The 18,708-nt window shown below is 61.3% G+C and carries 21 protein-coding genes and 1 tRNA gene; 11 read left to right on the top strand and 11 right to left on the bottom strand.

The window, feature by feature from the left end; genetic code table 11:
- Genes B0B52_RS05260 through B0B52_RS05250 form a run of 3 tightly spaced genes read left to right on the top strand, consistent with a single transcriptional unit; the run spans position 1 to position 2,091 of the window.
- A complete protein-coding gene (locus tag B0B52_RS05260; RefSeq protein ID WP_077592557.1) occupies positions 1-447 on the top strand; it encodes a nuclear transport factor 2 family protein in 447 nt (148 codons plus the stop codon).
- 11 nt (positions 448-458) lie between these two features.
- Complete coding sequence (locus B0B52_RS05255; protein WP_077592556.1) at positions 459-1,535, top strand: YheT family hydrolase; 1,077 nt, start codon at positions 459-461, stop codon at positions 1,533-1,535.
- Positions 1,528-2,091, top strand: coding sequence for a DUF2946 family protein (locus B0B52_RS05250; RefSeq protein WP_077592555.1), 564 nt, complete (start codon positions 1,528-1,530; stop codon positions 2,089-2,091). Before B0B52_RS05255 ends, B0B52_RS05250 begins: the two co-directional genes overlap by 8 nt.
- A 92-nt stretch (positions 2,092-2,183) precedes the next feature.
- On the opposite strand, the gene B0B52_RS05245 is transcribed toward B0B52_RS05250, so the two are convergent.
- Positions 2,184-2,744: a cytochrome c5 family protein gene (locus B0B52_RS05245; RefSeq protein WP_077592554.1), complete on the bottom strand. Its 561-nt coding sequence runs from the start codon at positions 2,742-2,744 to the stop codon at positions 2,184-2,186.
- A gap of 203 nt (positions 2,745-2,947) precedes the next feature.
- Here B0B52_RS05245 and B0B52_RS05240 point away from each other — a divergent pair.
- Positions 2,948-3,023 (top strand) — tRNA-Arg (locus B0B52_RS05240).
- Between the two features lie 116 nt (positions 3,024-3,139).
- Here B0B52_RS05240 and B0B52_RS05235 read toward each other — a convergent pair.
- On the bottom strand, positions 3,140-4,462 hold the full coding sequence (locus B0B52_RS05235; protein ID WP_254425646.1) for an ATP-binding protein: 1,323 nt from the start codon (positions 4,460-4,462) through the stop codon (positions 3,140-3,142).
- 8 nt (positions 4,463-4,470) lie between these two features.
- Positions 4,471-5,145, bottom strand: a complete 675-nt coding sequence (locus tag B0B52_RS05230) for a response regulator transcription factor (RefSeq protein ID WP_077592552.1) — start codon at positions 5,143-5,145, stop codon at positions 4,471-4,473.
- Positions 5,146-5,362: 217 nt separating this feature from the next.
- On the opposite strand from B0B52_RS05230, the gene B0B52_RS05225 reads away from it, so the two are divergent.
- A complete protein-coding gene (locus tag B0B52_RS05225; protein ID WP_254425645.1) occupies positions 5,363-6,985 on the top strand; it encodes a phosphoethanolamine transferase in 1,623 nt (540 codons plus the stop codon).
- An 86-nt stretch (positions 6,986-7,071) separates the two neighbouring features.
- Here B0B52_RS05225 and B0B52_RS05220 read toward each other — a convergent pair whose 3' ends face one another.
- Positions 7,072-7,677: a DUF938 domain-containing protein gene (locus B0B52_RS05220; protein WP_077592550.1), complete on the bottom strand. Its 606-nt coding sequence runs from the start codon at positions 7,675-7,677 to the stop codon at positions 7,072-7,074.
- Positions 7,678-7,788: 111 nt separating this feature from the next.
- Here B0B52_RS05220 and B0B52_RS05215 point away from each other — a divergent pair, with 111 nt between their 5' ends.
- Entirely contained in the window at positions 7,789-8,280 is a 492-nt protein-coding gene (locus B0B52_RS05215; RefSeq protein WP_077592549.1) for a hypothetical protein, read from the top strand.
- Between the two features lie 21 nt (positions 8,281-8,301).
- Here the strand turns inward: B0B52_RS05215 and rsmI are convergent, their stop codons facing one another.
- Positions 8,302-9,141 carry a 16S rRNA (cytidine(1402)-2'-O)-methyltransferase gene (gene rsmI, locus B0B52_RS05210; RefSeq protein ID WP_077592599.1) on the bottom strand — a complete coding sequence of 280 codons (840 nt, stop codon included), beginning with the start codon at positions 9,139-9,141 and terminating at the stop codon, positions 8,302-8,304.
- Positions 9,142-9,191: 50 nt separating this feature from the next.
- Here rsmI and B0B52_RS05205 point away from each other — a divergent pair, with 50 nt between their 5' ends.
- From B0B52_RS05205 to B0B52_RS05195, 3 genes are all read left to right on the top strand, one after another.
- On the top strand, positions 9,192-9,638 hold the full coding sequence (locus B0B52_RS05205; protein ID WP_077592548.1) for a YraN family protein: 447 nt from the start codon (positions 9,192-9,194) through the stop codon (positions 9,636-9,638).
- A 111-nt stretch (positions 9,639-9,749) separates the two neighbouring features.
- Positions 9,750-10,346 carry a phosphoheptose isomerase gene (locus B0B52_RS05200; protein WP_077592547.1) on the top strand — a complete coding sequence of 199 codons (597 nt, stop codon included), beginning with the start codon at positions 9,750-9,752 and terminating at the stop codon, positions 10,344-10,346.
- Positions 10,347-11,024 carry a BON domain-containing protein gene (locus B0B52_RS05195; protein ID WP_077592546.1) on the top strand — a complete coding sequence of 226 codons (678 nt, stop codon included), beginning with the start codon at positions 10,347-10,349 and terminating at the stop codon, positions 11,022-11,024. It begins immediately after the preceding gene.
- 110 nt (positions 11,025-11,134) lie between these two features.
- On the opposite strand, the gene B0B52_RS05190 is transcribed toward B0B52_RS05195, so the two are convergent.
- Entirely contained in the window at positions 11,135-12,049 is a 915-nt protein-coding gene (locus B0B52_RS05190; protein ID WP_077592545.1) for an NAD(P)-dependent oxidoreductase, read from the bottom strand.
- A gap of 79 nt (positions 12,050-12,128) precedes the next feature.
- On the bottom strand, positions 12,129-12,512 hold the full coding sequence (locus B0B52_RS05185) for a tautomerase family protein (RefSeq protein WP_077592598.1): 384 nt from the start codon (positions 12,510-12,512) through the stop codon (positions 12,129-12,131).
- Between the two features lie 121 nt (positions 12,513-12,633).
- Between B0B52_RS05185 and B0B52_RS05180 the strand changes: the two genes are divergently transcribed.
- Positions 12,634-13,578, top strand: coding sequence for a LysR family transcriptional regulator (locus B0B52_RS05180; RefSeq protein WP_077592544.1), 945 nt, complete (start codon positions 12,634-12,636; stop codon positions 13,576-13,578).
- Positions 13,579-13,739: 161 nt separating this feature from the next.
- On the opposite strand, the gene B0B52_RS05175 is transcribed toward B0B52_RS05180, so the two are convergent.
- Positions 13,740-14,876, bottom strand: a complete 1,137-nt coding sequence (locus B0B52_RS05175) for a PilT/PilU family type 4a pilus ATPase (protein WP_077592543.1) — start codon at positions 14,874-14,876, stop codon at positions 13,740-13,742.
- A gap of 68 nt (positions 14,877-14,944) precedes the next feature.
- Positions 14,945-15,988, bottom strand: a complete 1,044-nt coding sequence (locus B0B52_RS05170; RefSeq protein ID WP_077592542.1) for a type IV pilus twitching motility protein PilT — start codon at positions 15,986-15,988, stop codon at positions 14,945-14,947.
- A 33-nt stretch (positions 15,989-16,021) separates the two neighbouring features.
- Between B0B52_RS05170 and B0B52_RS05165 the strand changes: the two genes are divergently transcribed.
- Complete coding sequence (locus B0B52_RS05165) at positions 16,022-16,801, top strand: YggS family pyridoxal phosphate-dependent enzyme (RefSeq protein ID WP_077592541.1); 780 nt, start codon at positions 16,022-16,024, stop codon at positions 16,799-16,801.
- Positions 16,802-16,925: 124 nt separating this feature from the next.
- On the opposite strand, the gene B0B52_RS05160 is transcribed toward B0B52_RS05165, so the two are convergent.
- Positions 16,926-17,495, bottom strand: coding sequence for a DUF3617 domain-containing protein (locus tag B0B52_RS05160; RefSeq protein ID WP_077592540.1), 570 nt, complete (start codon positions 17,493-17,495; stop codon positions 16,926-16,928).
- A gap of 43 nt (positions 17,496-17,538) precedes the next feature.
- Positions 17,539-18,675, bottom strand: a complete 1,137-nt coding sequence (locus B0B52_RS05155) for an ABC transporter substrate-binding protein (protein WP_077592539.1) — start codon at positions 18,673-18,675, stop codon at positions 17,539-17,541.
- Between the last annotated feature and the right edge of the window lie 33 nt (positions 18,676-18,708).

Below are 18,708 nucleotides of genomic sequence, written 5' to 3'. Positions count from 1 at the left end.
ATGCGAAAACCCAAAGTTTCACAGGCAAACGGCGGCAACGCCGACGATATAGAAGCAGCGTTTTACGAAGCGCTGCAAGGCGGAGACATCGACAAACTCATGGCCTGCTGGGCCGACGAGGACGACATCGTCTGCGTCCATCCCGGTGGCCCGCGGCTGGTGGGGGCGGCAGCCATACGGACCGCGTTTGACGCGATGTTCGCTAATGGCACCATCCGGGCTCATGCCGAAAAAATCCGCAAGGTTGAAGCGATGAGCGCCAGTGTGCACAGCGTGCTGGAACGGATTGAAGTGATGACCGAGGAAGGTCCTGTTCACGCCTATGTGATTGCCACGAACGTGTATCACAAGACCGCCCAGGGCTGGCGGCTCGTGGCGCACCACACCAGCCCCGGCACTCCCCGCGAAATACAGGAAATTTCGGACACTCCGCAGGTGCTGCACTGAGGCTGGCCGGAATGGATTACAAAGCACCGTGGTGGTTGCCTGGGGGCAATCTGCAGACCATTTATGCTGCCTTGCGCTCGCAGCGTTACCTGGCCGAGGCGCCGAGCTTTCGCCGCGAGCGGTGGCTGGCGCCCGACGACGATTTTGTCGACGTTGACTTTGCGCAGCATGCCAGCGGCGTGGATGCCGAACGCCGCGAAGGGCCGCCCCGAGCAAGTTCAGCCCCCCCGGGGGGCAGCGAACCACACGCAGTGGGGAGCGTGGGGGCTCCACTTCTTGTGGTTTTTCATGGCCTGGAAGGCTCGTCGGCCAGCCACTATGCCGAAGCGTTTGCGGATGTGGCGCGCGTGCGCGGCTGGGCCTGTGCTGTACCGCATTTTCGTGGGTGCTCGGGTGAACTGAACCGCGCTCCACGCGCCTATCATTCCGGCGATTTCGAGGAGATTGACTGGATTCTGCGGCGCTTTCGCATGCTGCACCCCGGCCCGATCTTTGCAGTCGGTATTTCGCTGGGCGGCAACGCGCTGATGCGTTGGGCTGGAGAGATGGGCGCTTCTGCGGGCAGCCTGGTCACGGCCGTAGCTTCCGTCTGTTCCCCTCTGGATCTGGCTGCCAGTGGCCACGCGATCGGCCGCGGTTTCAACCGGATGGTTTACACCCGCATGTTTTTGCGATCCATGGTGCCCAAGGCGCTGAAGAAACTGGAGCAACACCCGGGCCTCTTCAACGCCGAGGCCTTGCTCGCTGCTCGCGACTTGTATGCGTTTGACAACGTCTTCACCGCGCCCTTGCATGGCTTCAAGGATACGGAGGACTACTGGCGGCGTGCCTCCGCCAAACCCAGCATGCGGCAGATTGCGGTGCCGGCGCTCGCGTTGAATGCGCTGAACGACCCCTTCATACCGGCAGCCAGCCTCCCGCAGACCTGCGATGTAAGTCCTGCTGTGACGCTTTGGCAACCGGACGAGGGAGGTCATGTTGGATTCCCCTCTGCGCCCTTCCCGGGCCATGTACGGGCCATGCCTGAGGCTGTGTGCGGGTTTTTGTCGGCGCAGCTGGAAGCAGCGCAAAATGAACTGCATGGATGACATTGTTCGCCAGGCTATTGCCAAATGGCCCAACGTGCCTCACTGCTTTGGCTGGCTGGGCCTGGACGCGCGTGGCAACTGGTATATGCGCGATGACAAGGCTCAGGTGTCCGGCTCATTTACAAGCGGGGCGGCAGGCAGCAAGGGCTCATTGCTCAAGCATGAAAAACTGATTGATTTCATTTCCCGCAATTACGAAGGCGATCCGGCCGGTCAGTGGTTTTTCCAGAACGGCCCGCAGCGCGTGTATGTCGAGCTTGAGGCGACCCCGCTGATCTGGCGCATTGCCAGTGCGCCGGATTTCCCGGTCACGGCACACACTGGCCGCTCCGCACGCATCCAGCGCTGCCTCCTCGATGAACACGGCCGCGTCTACCTGGAGACCGATTTGGGCTTCGGCTTGGTGCATACCCAGGACATGGTCCAGGCTGCCGACGCGATTGAGCAGGGTTTGTGGGTGCCTGTCGAGATTGCGACCCGGGAGTTGCCACGCCGGTTTTCTTACGTGCGCAGCCCTGCAGCAGGGCGGGAACAGTTGAAAGATGCTACTGAATAAATAGCGGCTTACGTCCGTTGAATATGGGGTTCAGGCCATTTTCAATAAAAAAGCCGGTCTGTGACCGGCTTTTTTAAAGGGAGCCAGATTCGTTATTTGGCAGGAGCTGCAACCGGCGCGGCTGCTACGGTACCGGCTGGAGCGGCCGCTTTCTGGGGTTCTGCGAATTTCCCGCCTGCGGCGTTGGCCATGTGCACCACGGCCTTGCCGATTTCCACGTCGTCAAAATCACCGCCGCCTTGTGGACCCATGGCGCCCTTGCCTTTGAGTGCGGAGTTGAGCAGGGCTGCGTAGCCTGTCCCGATGCGAGGGCCCCAGGCCGCTGCGTCGCCGAGTTTCGGTGCACCCGCAACGCCTGTGGCGTGGCAGGCGGCGCATTGGGCTGCAAACACTTCGCTACCGGGTTTCAGCGGGCGGTTCGCATCGCGAATCTCGACCATGCCAACTTTCTGGATGCGCTGGGCAATGGCTTTCTCGTGATCGCCGGCGCCGGCGGCGGGCTTGTTGTCAGAAGTGACGTAATAAACCAGCGCAATGATGGCAAAAATAGGGACGACAAAAGAGAAGAAAACGGCAAGCAGGAGCTGCTTGGGTGTTTTGATGGGGCCTGAGTGGTCTTCTTCGTGGGCCGTCGTGTGATCGTTTGCGCTCATGGCTTCCTCAAAAAACTGAAAATCGGTAACTAAAGCAACTCATATTCGACAACCTTCGATTATAGCCGCCGCACCTGTAATCCCCGGATACGGGCTGGCCGGCTGATAGAATCGAACCCTTACACAGGGGTGGGTGCTCACGGCGCCGGCTCCTGCGGGGTTCCTGCATGCTGCAAAGCGCGCAGATTCCTTGTTTCAGCGTTGCGGCTGTAGCTCAGTGGATAGAGTATTGGCCTCCGAAGCCAAGGGTCGTGGGTTCGATCCCCGCCAGCCGCACCAAATTACCTTCGAATATCAACACCATGCGTCGTGCGATGTATTGCATGGGCATGCAGCCGGTTCACCCGGTTCGTTTCAGCGCGCGAACAGGGTCGATCTGCTTGCTGCGATGCTGCTTAGGCCTGTGGCTGAAGAAAATCGATGCGTGCCTCTAACCCTCCTGCCGTACCCGGCACGGGAGAGCGAAGCGACAGTGTCCCACCATGGTTTTGGACAATCGTGTTGACGATCGACAGGCCCAGGCCGTAGCCCGCGCCGTCTTTCACTTGCCGTACATGACGTTGCAACAGGTCCTGCAGCTTGCTGGCGTCGACGCCCGCGCCCATGTCTCGCACAATCAGCGTGCAGGGCGCTTCAACCACAACCACCACCGCCGATTCCTTGCCGTAACGAAGGGCGTTCTCTATCAGGTTGCGCAGCGCGATTGCGATCGAGTCAGCGTCGCCCAAAGCGGGGAGCATGCCACCGTCCGGAACTTGAAGGTCGAGTCGCTGACGCAGCGGTTCGGTCTGCCAGAACTCCTGCACCACGGTAGCAGCCAGTTGCACCAAGTCGACGGGCTGGTGTCCCAGGGCTGCGCCCGATTCGGCTCGCGACAGCTGCAGCAATTTTTCTGTGCGGTGACTGAGAATGTTCAGCGCCTCCAAAGCCGCCTGCACGTCAGTCGGGTCCAGTCCATGCTCCAGCGCAGTGTGCAAACGCAGCCGCACCGCTGCAAGCGGCGTGCGCAACTCGTGAGCTGCGTTGGCGGCCAGCGAACGCTCCACGTCCAGTGAATGCGACAGGCGCTCCAGCAGCCGGTTGACATGGTCGCCCACCGAGTGCAACTCCGAGGGCGCCCCCGACAGGGAGATCGGACGCAGATCGGTGCCGCTGCGCAAAGCGATCTCTTCCTCCAGCCGCTCCAGGATCCGCAGCTCGCGGCGAGCAATCGTACGCAGGAGCAGGGCCAGCAGCGGCAGCACGGCGGCCATCGGTAACGCAAGTCCCAGCAACGTGCTCTTGAGGCCGGCACGACGCTCTTCCAGTGGGTCCGCCAGTTGCAGGTACAGGGGCCGCGCAGGATGGCGCACCGTGTAGATGCGCCAAAGGCCCGAGTCGGCGAAACCGGTCGCCAGCGGCACGCCGAAGGTTTGCTGCGGCGATTGCGCCGATCGCATCAGCACGCGACCGTTGTCGTCCACCAGGTGAAAGATAAGCTCGTCGCCGGGAATCAGTGGTTCAGGCGCCAGTACCGGTGCGCTGGGGGTGGACGCACCCACCCTGTCCCAGTCGTGGATTGCGATGTCAAACATCCGGTGCGAGCTCTCGGTCAACTCGTTGTCGAAGTTGTGGTTGATCTCGCGGTAGACATACCAGCTCACGCCGAGGATGCACAGCATCCAGACGCCGCCTACCCACAGGATCAGTGCGCGGCTCAGACGCTTTGCCAGACTCATGCGCGCCGTCATTGCGCGTCATCCCTGGCCGCAGTCAGTCGATAGCCCAGCCCTCGCAGCGTCTGGATGCAGTCGCGCCCGAGCTTGCGGCGCAGTCGGCTGACGAAGACTTCCAGCGTGTTGCTATCGGCCTCATCATCGAAGCCGTACAAGGCATCCTGGAGCGCCTCGCGGGTATGGATGCGCTCGGGTTTCCCGGCCATCACGCGCAGCAAGGCCCACTCCTTTTGCGTGAGGATCACCGGGACTCCGTTCTTCTTGACCAGGTCGCGCGCCAAGTCGATTTCCAGGTTGCCGAATGTCAGCACAGGCGTCTCGCTGCCGCTCTTGCGGCGCTCCACCGCGCGCAAACGTGCCAGCAACTCTTCAGGGTCGTAGGGCTTGATCAGGTAGTCGTCAGCGCCTGCGTCCAGTCCGCGGATCCGGTCGCTGACCTGGTCGCGCGCAGTCAGCACAATCACCATGGGTTGCTCACGCAGCGCGCGCAACGACGGCAGCAGCGCCAGGCCATCGCCGTCCCGCAGGTGCAGGTCCAGCAACACCGCTGCATACTGCGCGCTGGCAATCGCGGCGCGCGCTTCTGCGAGGCTGCCCACGCTGTCGACCACAAACGCCTTGGCGCGCAGGTAGCCGCAAACCGCTTCGGCCAAGGGCACGTCGTCTTCAACAAGCAGGATGCGCAAGGGTTGACACCAAATAAATCATTGTAAATGCAGCTGCAGGCCAACCTGAACGGTTCCTGAGTGCGGCGTTCAGGCCAGGCTCACGCCCAGCTCTTATGGTTGATGCATGCCTCCTGTTTCCACTTCCCCGCATACGCCGATCAATCTACTTCATCGGGTGACGCACGTAGCGTCGAGAACGTGGCAAGCGCCCCGTTCGCCGCAGTTCGTCGTTCTCGTGTTGTCGCTGTGGCTCCTGACTGTTGGCAATGCGGCCTTGTGGCTGGAGATTGCGCGCTTGCCCCATGCCGTCACGCTGGTTCCCGAGAGCATCACTCTCGGCCTGTTGGTGTTCGGCCTCACGGCCGCTTTGCTGTCGCTGACGGCGTGGACGCGTTTCATGAAGCCGGTGTGGATTGCGATACTTGTCATCGCCGGGGTTGCGCAACACTACATGCTCGTCTACGGCATCATGATTGACGCCACCATGATCGGCAACACCGCGCAGACAGACCTGCGCGAGGCGCGCGATATCGTCAGCTGGGCCTTGCTGGGCAATGTGTTGCTGGCGGCCGCGCTGCCTGTCTTGTGGGTCGCGCGCGTGCCGCTGGTAGGCGGCGGCGCGTGGAGGCAGCTCGTGCGCTCCACGCTGCTCTTTCTGCTGGCGCTTTTGATCACTGCCGGGACGGCGGCGGCAGGTTACCGGCTGCTTGCGCCTTTCCTGCGCAACAACACGCAACTGCGCTACATGCTCAACCCGCTGTCCACCGTGGCCGCCGCCGCTGTCTACAACCTCAAGCCGCTGTTCAAGCGTGCCAAGGGACTGGTGCCTGTTTCTGCCGACGCGGCATTGGGCGCGAGCTATGCGACACAGCAGCGCCGCCCCCTGATGCTGTTGGTGATCGGCGAGACTGCGCGGGGCGACCATTTCGGCCTGAACGGCTACGAACGCAACACAACGCCCGAGCTCGCGACGCGCGACGTGGTGAGCTTTCGCAATGTGCGCTCCTGCGGCACCAACACGCTGGCTTCGGTACCTTGCATGTTTTCCCCGCTCGGCAAGGTGGCATTCGAAAAGCGCAAGATGGACCACGAGAACCTGCTGGACGTGCTGCAGGCCGCTGGGCTGGCCGTGCTCTGGCTGGACAACCAGGCCGGCTGCAAGGGTGTCTGCGCACGCATCCCCAGCGCCCAGGCCTCCAATGGTCTGCCTGACGCCATGGGCCGCCATCTGTGCGTGGACGGCGAATGCCTGGACCAGGCCATGCTGTATGGGCTGGACGCGCGCATCGCGGCGCTCGACCCGCAGCGCAGCAGGAAAGGGGTGGTCGTGGTCATGCACCAGATGGGCAGCCATGGCCCTGCCTATTTCAAGCGCTCATCACTTTCCAGCAAAAAATTCAAACCGGAATGTGCGACCAGCGCCATCTCGGAATGTCCACTGCCCGAAGTAGTCAACGCCTATGACAACAGCATCGTCGAAACTGATTTGTTCCTGGCCCGGGCGATAGACTGGCTGAAGTCGGAAGAACGCCACTTCGATACCTCGCTGCTATACATGAGCGACCACGGCGAATCCCTGGGTGAATACGGTCTGTTCCTGCACGGCCTGCCGTATGCGCTGGCACCCGACGCGCAAAAGCACGTGGCCTTCGTCGGCTGGTTCGGCAATGAGACATTGCGGCGCTCGAACGTAGACCGCAAATGCCTTGCAGGCGCGCGCGACGCGGTCTTGACGCATGACAATCTGTATCACAGCGTGCTGGGACTATTGGACGTGCATTCGTCAAGTTACCAGCCTTCGCTCGATGTGAGCAGCGCCTGCCGTTCGGGTGCGATCCTGCGCCGGCAGGACGGCTAGAGCATGGAAATTTTCTGGTATCTGCAAAAGCTTTACGCCGGGATGAGTCGCATCGCCCGCGCCGTCGCGATTGACGTCGTGGCCCTTCAACCCGGGGTCGTTGCTGCTCGCTGCCAGGTGATGCAGCGATTGTTCGCCGGCATGGCGCAATCCTCCAGCAAGTGCAAACCGGCCTTTGTCGCGAGGTCGTTCACCGCCGCAAAGTCACGCAGTCCGCTGGCCGGGTTGCCAGCGCGCAGCATCGCGTCAAACTTCGCATTGCTCTCGCTGGTGAAACGGCCGTCATAGTTGAACGGGCCATAGACCGTGAGCAGTCCACCTGCTTGCATTTGCCGATTTAATGCCGCAAACAGGCCTTTTACCTCTTCCCAACCCATGATGTGCAGCGTGTTGGCTGTGAAGACGGCGTCAAATTCGATGGTTGGCCAAGGCAGGCACACATCCAGCGAAATCGGTGCCGGTGTGTTTGGAAGAGCGGCCTCTTCCAGCCAGAGCCGTATGCCCGGCAGATTGGCAGGCACGTCGGAGGTTTGCCAGTTCAGCCACCGCAAGGCGGCGGCAAAGTACACGGCATGCTGGCCGGTCCCGCTGCCGATCTCCAGCACCGAGCGTCTGTCTGCAAAATGGCTGCGCAGGATTTTCAGGATGGGATCCCGATTTCTATCGGTGGCCGGGGCATAGGGTTTGTCCATGGGGAATCCGATTGTCGCCGCACCGGAACTGTAGCGGCAAACAGTTGTCCAACGAGGGTTGCCTGACGGTATACCATCACTGGAAACTGAAGATCGATACAAGGAGTTGCCATGCGTCTACACAAAACTTTTCTTCTCTTGTTGGCCACATTGTTCTGGTTCGGCGGATGTGCCTTGCGACCTTTTAGCTCCGTAACTCCGGGTATGTCGCGCGAAGAAGTCGTCTCTCGGCTGGGCCAGCCCGGCGCGGTGGTGGCGCTTGATTCCGGATCACGCCTGCAATACTCGGGGCAGCCTGTGGGCCAGTTTGCCTTCATGGTGGACCTGGATGCTTCGGGCAAGGTGCTGCGCGCGCGGCAGGTTCTCAATGCCCGCGACTTTGAGCGTATCGAGCCGGGAAAGTGGACCCGCGACGATGTGCTTCGCGAATTTGGGCGACCCGCCTCCATTGATCATGTGGCCTTGTGGAAAGGCGACATCCTGACCTATCGGTGGCGGGACGTGCAGGATATGTTTTACTGGGTCTACCTGGACGCCAACCAGGTGGTTCAAAAAGCGCACCCCGGGATGGAGTTCCGGGGGGAGCGGGACGAGCGAATCTAATTCAGTGGCCGGGTCACCGGGTCAGTTCTTCTTAAGCTGAAGAGCGGCTTCATACAACTCGTTGCGCGGAGCGCTGGTAATTTCCGCAGCGAGTTTCACAGCAGTTTTCAATGGCAACTCAGCCAGCAGCAACTGCAATACACGGTTGCCGTCATTCCCGGTTTGCGCTTCTTCGCCCGGATGCAGCACCAGCGCAAACTCGCCGCGTGTACGTTGGCTTCCGGCGGCGAGCCAGGCACTCAGGTCCTCGGCAGCAACGGTGACGATTTCTTCAAACTGTTTCGTCAGTTCACGGCCTACAGTCACCAGCCGGCGGCCCAGGGGGACCATCGCACGTGCCAATGCCTCTATGCGGTGCGGTGCCTCCAGAATCACCGTTGCCCGGGGATCAGCCAACAGCAACAGTACCGCCTGGTCGCGCTCCAACGCTTTGGAGGGTAGAAAGCCGGCAAAAACAAAACCCGCGCCGCCGCTGATACCGGCCACGCTCATTGCTGTGGTCACGCTGCTGGCCCCTGGAAGGGGCAGGATGGCAAGTCCCGCTGCCCGTACGGCGGCCACCAGCCGTGCGCCGGGGTCGCTGACCGCGGGCGTACCGGCGTCGCTGACATAAGCAACCCGTTCGCCGCGCCGCAGCCGTTCAATCACAAGCAGCGCCGCTTCTTCCTCGTTGTGTTCATGCACGGCGAGCAGGGGCTTGTCGATGCCGTACTGGCGCAGCATGGTCTGGGTATGGCGGGTGTCTTCACAAGCGATGGCATGTACCAGCTGCAGCACATGCAGCGCGCGCAGGGTGATGTCCGACAGGTTGCCAATCGGCGTGGCCACCACATACAGTGCCGCTTCGGGATAATGCTGCATGCCTGCCGCTGCGCGCGCAGCGGGGAGTGCCAGGTCAAAGGAAGCGTTCAATGTGGTTTTCCAGGAAACAGGTTGCAAAAGTGCCCGGCAGTGCGGCTTCTCCAGCTACCGCGCCGCCCGGCCAGATTACCACCAAGCGCCTGGGCGATGCCGCCGAAGCTTTGGCGTCGGACCACCTGGTCCGAGCGGGGTTGAAACGGGTCGAGGCCAATTATCGGACACCAGGCCGTGGGGGTGGCGAGGTGGATCTCATCATGCAATCACCCGATGGCACCCTGGTGTTTGTTGAAGTGCGCCAGCGCAAGGGCACCGGACATGGCGGCGCGGCGGCCAGCGTCAGTGAGGTCAAGCAGCGCCGGATCATCTTTGCCGCCCGTCACTATCTGATGCGGTTTGCCACCCTTCCTCCCTGCCGTTTCGACGTGGTCACGGTGCAAGGTCAGTTGGATGAGGCCGTGGCGATTGAATGGTTGCGGGGAGCCTTTGATGCAGACTGAACCGCTTGTGGGCCGCGGTTTCATCCCCATTTTGTAACCATGCATTGCGCCCGGCCGTCTGAGGCGGAGCGCGGAGCAAAAATCGAAAATTTCACCCGGTATCATTAGCCCATGCTTGAACAACGCATTGAACAACACTTCATCGACAGCGCCGACCTGAAATACCAGGCGGCGCAAGCCTTGTCCAAGCCCATTGCCGCTGCCGTCCAGGCCATTCTGGCCAGCGTGACCAGCGGCGGCAAAGTGCTGGCTTGCGGCAACGGCGGCTCGGCTGCCGATGCCCAGCATTTCGCGGCGGAGTTTGTCGGGCGCTTTGAGCGCGAGCGGCCCGAGTTGGGCGCCATCGCGCTCACCACCGACAGCTCCATCCTTACCGCGATTGCCAACGACTACGATTTCAGCGTGATCTTCTCCAAGCAGGTACGCGCACTCGGTGGCGCCGGAGATGTGTTGCTTGCGCTGAGTACCAGCGGTAATTCAGCCAACGTACTTGCCGCCATCGAAGCAGCGCATGAGCGCGAGATGACCGTGGTGGCATTGACCGGCAAGAGCGGCGGAAAAATGGCAGCAGCGCTGCGCGAGACCGACGTGCATATCTGCGTGCCGCATGACCGTACGGCGCGTATCCAGGAAGTTCATCTGCTGGCCCTTCACTGTATTTGTGATGGCGTGGATGCCCAGTTACTTGGTGATCAGGAGAATACTTAGATGACAGTCAAGGCAAACCGCGGGTTGACCGCAATATTTGGACGCATGATGCTGGCTACCTGCGCAGCGGCGGTTCTGGGCACCAGCCTGACGGGCTGCTTTCCGCTTCTGGCCGGCGGGGCGATTGCCGGCGGGGCGCTGGTGGCCACTGATCGTCGGACCTCGGGTGCGCAACTCGAAGACGAAGGTATTGAACTGCGTGCCATGAGCCGCCTGCGGGACAATGTCGGCAGTCGCGCCAGGGTAAGCGTCACCAGCTACAACCGGCAGGTGCTGTTGACCGGCGAAGTTCTGAACGAGCAGGACAAAAAACTTGTCGAGCAGGTGGTTTCGCGGGTGGAAAACGTGGCCTCGGTGGTCAACGAGCTGGCCATCATCAACAGCCCCTCGCTTGTCCAGCGGACTTCTGACGTCCTGATCACCGGTCAGGTCAAGGCGATGTTTGTTGATGCCAAGGACCTGTATGCCAACTCCTTCAAGGTGGTCACCGAGCGCGGCACGGTCTACCTGATGGGCCGCGTGACGCAGCGTGAAGCCGATCGCGCCACAGAGATCGTGCGTGGTGCCCGTGGCGTCCAGAAGGTGGTGCGCATTCTCGAGATCATCAGCGAAGACGAGATGCGCAGCCTGTTGCTGACCCAGCCCAAGCCCGCGCCGGCTGAAGCCGCGCCAAGATAGCGAACGTAGAGCTCTTCAATCAAGCAGCGGCCCCGAAGGGCTGGAGCCTGCGGCTCCAAAGCTGCCTGCAAGGCCTCGGGAACTACACGCAGTGAGCGACCGTGGGGGCTCTACTTCAGGCGCCTGATCAGGCTGGAAGTGTCCCAGCGCTGGCCGCCCATGGCCTGGACATCGGCATAGAACTGGTCCACCAGCGCCGTGACGGGCAGCCGAGCCCCGTTGGCTTTGGCTTCGTCAAGCACCAGGCCGAGATCCTTGCGCATCCAGTCCACGGCAAAACCAAAGTCAAACTTGTCTGCGACCATGGTCTTGCCGCGGTTGTCGAGCTGCCAGCTTTGGGCGGCCCCCTTGCCGATCACCTCCAGCACCTGGTTCATGTCCAGCCCGGCCTTCTGGCCGAAGGCGACAGCTTCGCTCAGGCCCTGAACCAGCCCGGCGATGCAGATCTGGTTGACCATCTTGGTCAATTGCCCCGCGCCGCTGGCACCCATCAGCGTGAAAGCTTTGGAAAACGCCATGCCGGCCAGCTTGACGGCGTCGAAAGCGGCAGAGTCTCCCCCGCACATCACAGTCAGCATGCCGTTTTGCGCGCCGGCCTGACCGCCCGAGACCGGGGCATCCACAAACTGCAGCTTCAGTGCCTTTGCGGCGGCGTACAGTTCGCGCGCCACATCGGCTGAAGCTGTGGTGTGGTCCACAAAGACGGCGCCCGGCTGCATGCCGGCAAAGGCCCCGTCGTTGCCTTGCGTGACTCCGCGCAGGTCGTCGTCATTGCCAACGCAGCAAAATACGATGTCGGCTCCTTGCGCCGCTTCACGTGGCGTTGGCGCATGTTTTGCCCCTTTACCCTTTGCAAATTCAGCGCACCACGCTATCGATTTGGAAGCGGTCCGGTTGTAGACCGTGACTTCGTGGCCCGCCAGGGCAAGATGCCCGGCCATCGGATAGCCCATGACGCCGAGGCCGAGAAAGGCCACTTTGCGGGAGGGAACGGATTCATAGGTTTTGGGGACGATCGATGACATGGGTGATACCTTTAATGCTATTGGCGTCAGAGTGAGCGCAGCAGTCCGGGAAGCAGGTCACTTCGCAATCGGGCTGGCTTCATTGACTGTATTGAGCGATTCCCAAGCCGAAAGACCAGTTCTCCCGGCTGGATTCCACGAGGTTAATTATCACGTCGGCAGCTGAAAAGGAACTGACTCGGGAAATATCCGAGGCGACCCTGGCAAACAGTGCTTTTTTCATTTCGAGGCTGCGGCCAGGCGCACAGGTGATCTGTACAAAAACGACAGGCCCCGAGTGGCTGACGCCCAGGTATTCGGGCGTGCAAACCAGCTCTTCATGACCGTGGCGATGAATGACCTGGAACCGGTCAAGCTCAGGCACATTGAAGGTGTCGACCATGGCACGATGGATGGTGTCGGACACTGTAGCCACTTCGGCCGAAGGGGTGGTTTGGGGCAAGCTGATGCGAACGAGGGGCATATAAAACTCCTTGATGGGGGTGAAGACAAACGGCAGGTTGCGCGCCTTTCCAATGTGCTGCAAATGACTTGTTTCGGACACCCCTTGCCCTGCACGATGCTTGTGCTCAAAATACACAAGCATGAAAAACCTCAGCCTTGATGACTTTGCCCTGTTTGTCCAGATTGCCGCTTTGCAGTCGCTCTCTGCCGTGGCGCGGCAGAGAAATGTGGCGGCGAGCCATGTGTCCAGGGCGCTGTCCCGGATCGAAGAGGCGTGTGATCTGCGCCTGGCGCACCGCACCACGCACAACCTCTCCCTGACGGACGAAGGCGAAGTTTTCCTTGAATATGCCCAACACATGGTGGAGGAGCATCGCCAATTGCAGGCCAGCCTAGGAAGCCGGAGCAAGGCGGTGAGCGGAACGGTTCACATCAGCGTGAGCCAGTTGCTTGCGCAATACGTGTTGACGAGCCGCTTTGCTGCGCTTCGGGCCCTGCATCCGGACTTGCATATCAATCTGCACATCGACGACCGCATGGTCAGCATGGCGCATGAAGGCATCGACATTGCGGTACGCGCCGGCATTCCTCCTGCAGACACCCTGATCGCCCGTTCACTGGGGCGGCACGGACGCGCCTTGTATGCCGCGCCCAACTACCTGAGAAAGCATGGCACGCCCCGCACGCCAGCCGATCTGGCATCGCATAGCCTGATCGGCAACACAGCCGTTCCAGCCCATAACCGCTGGGATTTTCTGGTCGATGGCGTGCGCACTGTAATGGACGTACGCGGACAGATATGCGTGAACAGCAGCGCAGCGGTTGTTTCCCTTGCCTTGGCCGGCGCCGGAATTGCGCGCATCAATGACGTGGTGGGGTGGGACCTGGTTCAGGAGGGTCGGTTAAAATCCGTGCTCGCGCGTTACGGTGTGCCGGGAGAGTACGAGATTTACGCCGCTATCCTGGCCGGGCGGCACCGCGCCCCGAAGATTCGTGCCACCATGGACTACCTTCAAACCTGCTTTGCCGCTTTTATCCACGCAGCCCCTGTCAGGGACACAAAGAAGGGCGGCGCTCCGGCCTAGGAGCCTGGGCGGCAGAAGGAACGTCGGCTGCAAAGCGACCGCAGCGGTCCATTTTTCACCGGCTTTTTGTCCCATAGCTACGGCTATGGGGCTGCAAACCCGGCAAAAACTGTCCTCGCCGGGGCCGCTTTTCGCTTCGACGCCTTCTACCGCCCAGACTCCTAGACAATAGACATGTGTTCCGTGCCGGCCGCAAGATCCTGCGTCTTGGCGCGCTGGGAATTGAGCTTGATCTGCAGCCGCAGGTCGTTGACCGAGTCGGCGTTGCGCAGTGCGTCTTCGTAGGTGATCATGTTGCTTTCGAAAGCGTCGAACAGCGCCTGGTCGAAAGTCTGCATGCCCAGGTTGCGGCTTTTCTTCATGATCTCCTTGATCTCGGAGACTTCGCCCTTGAAGATCAGGTCGGAGATTAGCGGCGTGTTCAGCATCACTTCGACGGCGGCAACCCGTCCCTTGCTGTCCTGCTTGGGCACCAGCCGCTGCGAGATCATGGCCTTCATGTTCAGCGACAAGTCCATCAGGAGCTGGGCACGGCGTTCTTCCGGGAAGAAGTTGATGATGCGGTCCAGTGCTTGGTTGGCACTGTTGGCGTGCAGCGTAGCCAGGCACAAGTGGCCGGTTTCGGCGAAGGCCACGGCATGTTCCATGGTTTCGCGGTCGCGGATTTCGCCCATCAAAATCACGTCGGGCGCCTGACGCAGCGTGTTTTTCAGCGCGGCTTCCCAGCTGTCGGTGTCCAGCCCCACTTCGCGTTGCGTGATCACGCAGTTCTTGTGCGGGTGCACAAACTCCACCGGGTCTTCAATGGTGATGATGTGGCCGAAGGAGTTTTCGTTGCGCCAATCCACCATGGCGGCCAGCGTGGTGGACTTGCCCGAGCCGGTAGCGCCCACCAGGATGCACAGTCCGCGCTTGGACATCACCACGTCCTTGAGAACCTGCGGTACACCCAGACCGTCGATGGTCGGCAGCACGGCCGGAATCACCCGCATCACCATGCCAACCTTGCCCTGCTGGATGAAGGCGTTGACGCGGAAGCGGCCTATACCGGGCGGCGAAATGGCGAAGTTGCACTCCTTGGTGCGTTCGAACTCTGCCGCCTGCTTGTCGTTCATGATGGCGCGGGCCAGCGCCAGCGTGTGGCCGGAGTTCAGCGGCTGCGGCGACACCTTGGTCACCTTGCCGTCCACCTTCATCGCGGGCGGGAAATCACCGGTGATGAACAGGTCGCTGCCATTGCGCCCCACCATCAGCTTGAGAAGGTCATTGATGAATTTACTGGCCTGGTCGCGTTCCATGTTTTCTCCAATTGACTACTTTGCAAGCGTGCGCCTGCACAGCATTTCGCCGATCTTCAGTTTTTCCACTAGCCCGGGAAGTTCTCGGGGATTTTTGCCTTGCCGCGTGCTTCGGCCGCGGAAATAACGTTGCGCTTGACGAGATCGGTCAGGTTCTGGTCCAGCGTCTGCATGCCCACGCTGTTGCCGGTCTGGATCGATGAATACATCTGAGCTACCTTGGCTTCGCGGATCAGATTGCGGATGGCGCTGGTGCCCAGCATGATCTCGTGCGCGGCGACGCGGCCCTGGCCGTCCTTGGTTTTGCACAGCGTTTGCGAAATCACTGCCTGCAGCGATTCGGACAACATCGCGCGGATCATGTCCTTTTCCTCTGCGGGGAACACGTCGATGATCCGGTCGATGGTTTTGGCAGCGCTCGAGGTGTGCAGCGTGCCGAACACCAGGTGGCCCGTTTCTGCCGCAGTCATGGCCAGGCGAATGGTTTCCAGGTCGCGCATTTCGCCGACCAGGATGGCGTCCGGATCTTCCCGCAGGGCAGACTTGAGCGCGGCGCTGAAGCTCAGCGTGTGCGGGCCGACCTCGCGCTGGTTGATCAGGCACTTCTTGGATTCGTGCACGAACTCGATCGGGTCTTCCACCGTCAGGATGTGGCCGTACTCGGTTTCGTTCAGGTAATTGACCATGGCGGCCAGCGTGGTGGACTTGCCCGAGCCTGTGGGGCCGGTGACCAGCACCATGCCGCGCGGTTTCATCGCCAGGTCGCCGAAAATCTTCGGCGCATTGAGCTGCTCCAGCGTCAGGATTTTCGAGGGGATGGTCCGGAACACGGCACCGGCGCCGCGGTTCTGGTTGAAGGCATTGACGCGGAAGCGGGCCAGACCGTCGATCTCGAATGAGAAGTCGATCTCGAGAAACTCTTCGTAGTTCTTGCGCTGGGTGTCGTTCATGATGTCGTACACCATGGCGTGAACCTGTTTGTGGTCCAGCGGGTCGACATTGATGCGCCGGACATCCCCGTGCACCCGGATCATGGGCGGCAGACCCGCGGACAGGTGCAAGTCGGACGCCTTGTTCTTGACGCTAAAAGCCAGCAGTTGGGTAATGTCCATCCCGGGGATCCCTCAAAAGTTTACAGTTGGATTATGACCATGATTGTGCGCAACCTCCAACTTGTCCGTGACCGTATAACCACGGCCTGCGTGGCCGCCGGGCGCAACCCGGCCAGCGTGCGCCTTCTGGCCGTTTCAAAGACTTTCGGCGCCGATGCCGTAATTGACGCGATGTCTGATGGGCAACGCGCGTTCGGCGAGAACTATATCCAGGAGGGGGTGGACAAGATTCTTGCTGTGCGCGCAGTGCACGGATGGGAAGCCGATGGCCTTCGGCTGTCGTCTTCTCGCCATTCTTCCGGGTTACGATCCCCACCCTTGGCGGGGCCCCTCTCCAGCCCTGCAGAATGGCACTGCATCGGCCCCATCCAGAGCAACAAGACGCGGCTGGTCGCCGAAAACTTCGACTGGGTGCAGTCGGTGGACCGCCTCAAGATTGCGCAGCGCCTGAGCGAGCAGCGCCCGCCGCATTTGCCGCCGCTGCAGGTTTGCCTGCAGGTCAACATCGACGGCGGCTCCACCAAGTCGGGCGTGGCGCCGCCGGAGGCCCTGGCCCTGGCCGCCGAGGTCGCCCGGCTGCCGCGGCTGCAGCTGCGCGGCCTGATGTCGATTCCCGAGCCTGCTCCTGATTTCATAGCTGCTTGCGCAGTGCATCAAAGGGCTGCAGAGCTTTTTGACGAGATAAATCGAGCCGGGCTGCTGCCGCAGCCCATGGACACGCTGTCCATGGGGATGACGGCAGACCTCGAGGCCGCCATTCATGCAGGCAGCACCATGGTGCGCGTGGGTACCGCTATTTTTGGTGCTAGATAGAGCCCCCACGTTCGTTCACTGCGTGTAACTCTCTGCCCCCCGAGGGGGCGCTGCGCCTGCGGCCCGGCTAAGCCGGTTCCGCGGCCCCTGCTGAAATGGGAAAAGCCTCCGCGGTTTCTTCGAACTACTTCTTGGGTACAGCCATTGGCTTGATGTTTCCGCAGTCCGCTGACAGCCATTTGCCACCGCCGTCCATGGTCATGGTTTCCGGTTTGCCTTGCACGCTGGTTTTCATGGCCATCTTCATGGTGTAGGCCTCGGGGCTGACAAAGGTGACCTGGCCTTCACCGCTGGACGGTGGCTGGGTGCAGACAAACGACATCTTCATGGTGTTGCCCATGCGCGGCGTGGTGGTGGTTTTGCAGTCACCTTGTTGCGAAGGCAGCTCGTTGCGCTCGATGCTTTCCTTGGTCATGCAGACTTTCACCACCATACCGCCGGCACCGGGGGCCATGGACATGCCCTGCTTGGCCATCATGTCCTGCATCATCTTGCGCTGATCGGGCGGCATGCTGGCCATCTGCTTTTGCATGTCGGCCATGGCTTTTTCAACCTGGCCCGAGCCGGACTGCATTTTGTTGTTGATCTCCCACAAGCCGGGCTTGAGGGTTTGCGCCATCACCGGTTGAGCGAAGAGGGCAAGCAGTGCCAGCGCCGCGCTATTCCACAGGCGAGAAGGTGTCGGGTAGTTCATGGTGGGTCCTCCCAAAAAAACACCACTATAGGGTGAACCGGCCCTATCGCACAAATCGTCCGCCGCGGCCGATGATGGTCAGGTCGGTGTAACGCGAGCCTTCGTGGCTTTGGGGGCTGTAGTTCACGATGAAGCCGCCCAGATTGACCTCGCGCATCGATTCCAGCCCGGTCACCAGGCTCTCGCGCGTCAGCGTCTTGCCGGCGCGACGCGCGCCTTCCACAAACACCTTGGCGGCCAGGAAGCCTTCCATGCTGGAGAAGTCGAAGTCTTTGTGCCCGGCCTCTGTCATGCGCTGCTGGTATTCGCGCACCACGGCAGAAGACGGTGTGTACGGAAAAGGCACCACCTGGGAAATCGTGACGCCGGCGCCGGTGTCGCCCAGTTCTGCTGCCAGCGCCGTGGAGCCGACGAAACTCACATTGAAGAACTGTCCGCCATAACCCTTGACACGCGCCTGCTTGATCAGCGCTGCGCATGATTTGTAGGCGCTGATTTGCACCACCGCCTCGGGGGAGGCTTTCAGTATCTCGGCGAGGGCAGCGGTCACGTCCACCGTGTTGCGCTCCACCGTCACGGCGGCTGCGGGTTTGAGGTTGCGTTTAGTCAGTGCCCGCGTGACGCCCTCGAGCCCGGCCTTGCCGTATGAATCGTTTTGGTAGAACACCGCTATTTTCTTGATGCCCAGGGTGCTCAGGTGCTGCACGATGCGCTCGGTTTCATCGAAGTAGCTCGAGCGCACATGAAACAGGTTGCGGTTGAAAGGCTCGCGCAGGGCTTGTGCGCCGGTGAAGGGGCCGATCAGGGGGATGCCGGCGGCATTGATGGCAGGTACCGCGGCCAGTGTGGTCGGCGTGCCGACCGATCCCACCAACGCAAACACCTTGTCTTCCTCGATCAGTGCCTTGACCGCGGCCGCCGCTTTCTCCGGCTCGTACCCGTCGTCACGCGAGACCAGCTTGATGCTCCGGCCGTTGACACCGCCGGCCGCGTTGACCGTATTGAAATATGTCAGCATGCCCAGCTGCATGCGTTTGCCCAGCTCCGCCGCCGGGCCGGTCTGGGCGGCGAACTGGCCGACCAGGATTTCCCTGTCCGTGATACCGGGCTCTGCCTGGGCGGCGGTCGTGAAAAGGGTTGCGAGCAGGGCGCAGGCCACCCATTTTTTTGTGTTTGCCATCGTGATCCCTCTGACGTTGTTGACTGGTATGGG

This window comes from Polaromonas sp. A23 (genome assembly GCF_002001015.1).
Classification (GTDB): domain Bacteria; phylum Pseudomonadota; class Gammaproteobacteria; order Burkholderiales; family Burkholderiaceae_C; genus Polaromonas.
The sequence above is the reverse complement of the archived record's forward strand: the minus strand, read 5'-3'. Positions and strand labels throughout refer to the sequence as shown.

Excerpts from the sequence above, each read along its gene's own strand:
- B0B52_RS05260 (WP_077592557.1), top strand. The coding sequence starts at position 1 with ATGCGAAAACCCAAAGTTTCACAGGCAAACGGCGGCAACGCCGACGAT.
- B0B52_RS05255 (WP_077592556.1), top strand. The coding sequence starts at position 459 with ATGGATTACAAAGCACCGTGGTGGTTGCCTGGGGGCAATCTGCAGACC.
- B0B52_RS05250 (WP_077592555.1), top strand. The coding sequence starts at position 1,528 with ATGGATGACATTGTTCGCCAGGCTATTGCCAAATGGCCCAACGTGCCT.
- B0B52_RS05245 (WP_077592554.1), bottom strand. The coding sequence starts at position 2,744 with ATGAGCGCAAACGATCACACGACGGCCCACGAAGAAGACCACTCAGGC.
- B0B52_RS05235 (WP_254425646.1), bottom strand. The coding sequence starts at position 4,462 with ATGAGTCTGGCAAAGCGTCTGAGCCGCGCACTGATCCTGTGGGTAGGC.
- B0B52_RS05220 (WP_077592550.1), bottom strand. The coding sequence starts at position 7,677 with ATGGACAAACCCTATGCCCCGGCCACCGATAGAAATCGGGATCCCATC.
- B0B52_RS05215 (WP_077592549.1), top strand. The coding sequence starts at position 7,789 with ATGCGTCTACACAAAACTTTTCTTCTCTTGTTGGCCACATTGTTCTGG.
- rsmI (WP_077592599.1), bottom strand. The coding sequence starts at position 9,141 with ATGCAGCATTATCCCGAAGCGGCACTGTATGTGGTGGCCACGCCGATT.
- B0B52_RS05205 (WP_077592548.1), top strand. The coding sequence starts at position 9,192 with ATGTGGTTTTCCAGGAAACAGGTTGCAAAAGTGCCCGGCAGTGCGGCT.
- B0B52_RS05200 (WP_077592547.1), top strand. The coding sequence starts at position 9,750 with ATGCTTGAACAACGCATTGAACAACACTTCATCGACAGCGCCGACCTG.
- B0B52_RS05195 (WP_077592546.1), top strand. The coding sequence starts at position 10,347 with ATGACAGTCAAGGCAAACCGCGGGTTGACCGCAATATTTGGACGCATG.
- B0B52_RS05190 (WP_077592545.1), bottom strand. The coding sequence starts at position 12,049 with ATGTCATCGATCGTCCCCAAAACCTATGAATCCGTTCCCTCCCGCAAA.
- B0B52_RS05185 (WP_077592598.1), bottom strand. The coding sequence starts at position 12,512 with ATGCCCCTCGTTCGCATCAGCTTGCCCCAAACCACCCCTTCGGCCGAA.
- B0B52_RS05180 (WP_077592544.1), top strand. The coding sequence starts at position 12,634 with ATGAAAAACCTCAGCCTTGATGACTTTGCCCTGTTTGTCCAGATTGCC.
- B0B52_RS05175 (WP_077592543.1), bottom strand. The coding sequence starts at position 14,876 with ATGGAACGCGACCAGGCCAGTAAATTCATCAATGACCTTCTCAAGCTG.
- B0B52_RS05170 (WP_077592542.1), bottom strand. The coding sequence starts at position 15,988 with ATGGACATTACCCAACTGCTGGCTTTTAGCGTCAAGAACAAGGCGTCC.
- B0B52_RS05165 (WP_077592541.1), top strand. The coding sequence starts at position 16,022 with ATGACCATGATTGTGCGCAACCTCCAACTTGTCCGTGACCGTATAACC.
- B0B52_RS05160 (WP_077592540.1), bottom strand. The coding sequence starts at position 17,495 with ATGAACTACCCGACACCTTCTCGCCTGTGGAATAGCGCGGCGCTGGCA.
- B0B52_RS05155 (WP_077592539.1), bottom strand. The coding sequence starts at position 18,675 with ATGGCAAACACAAAAAAATGGGTGGCCTGCGCCCTGCTCGCAACCCTT.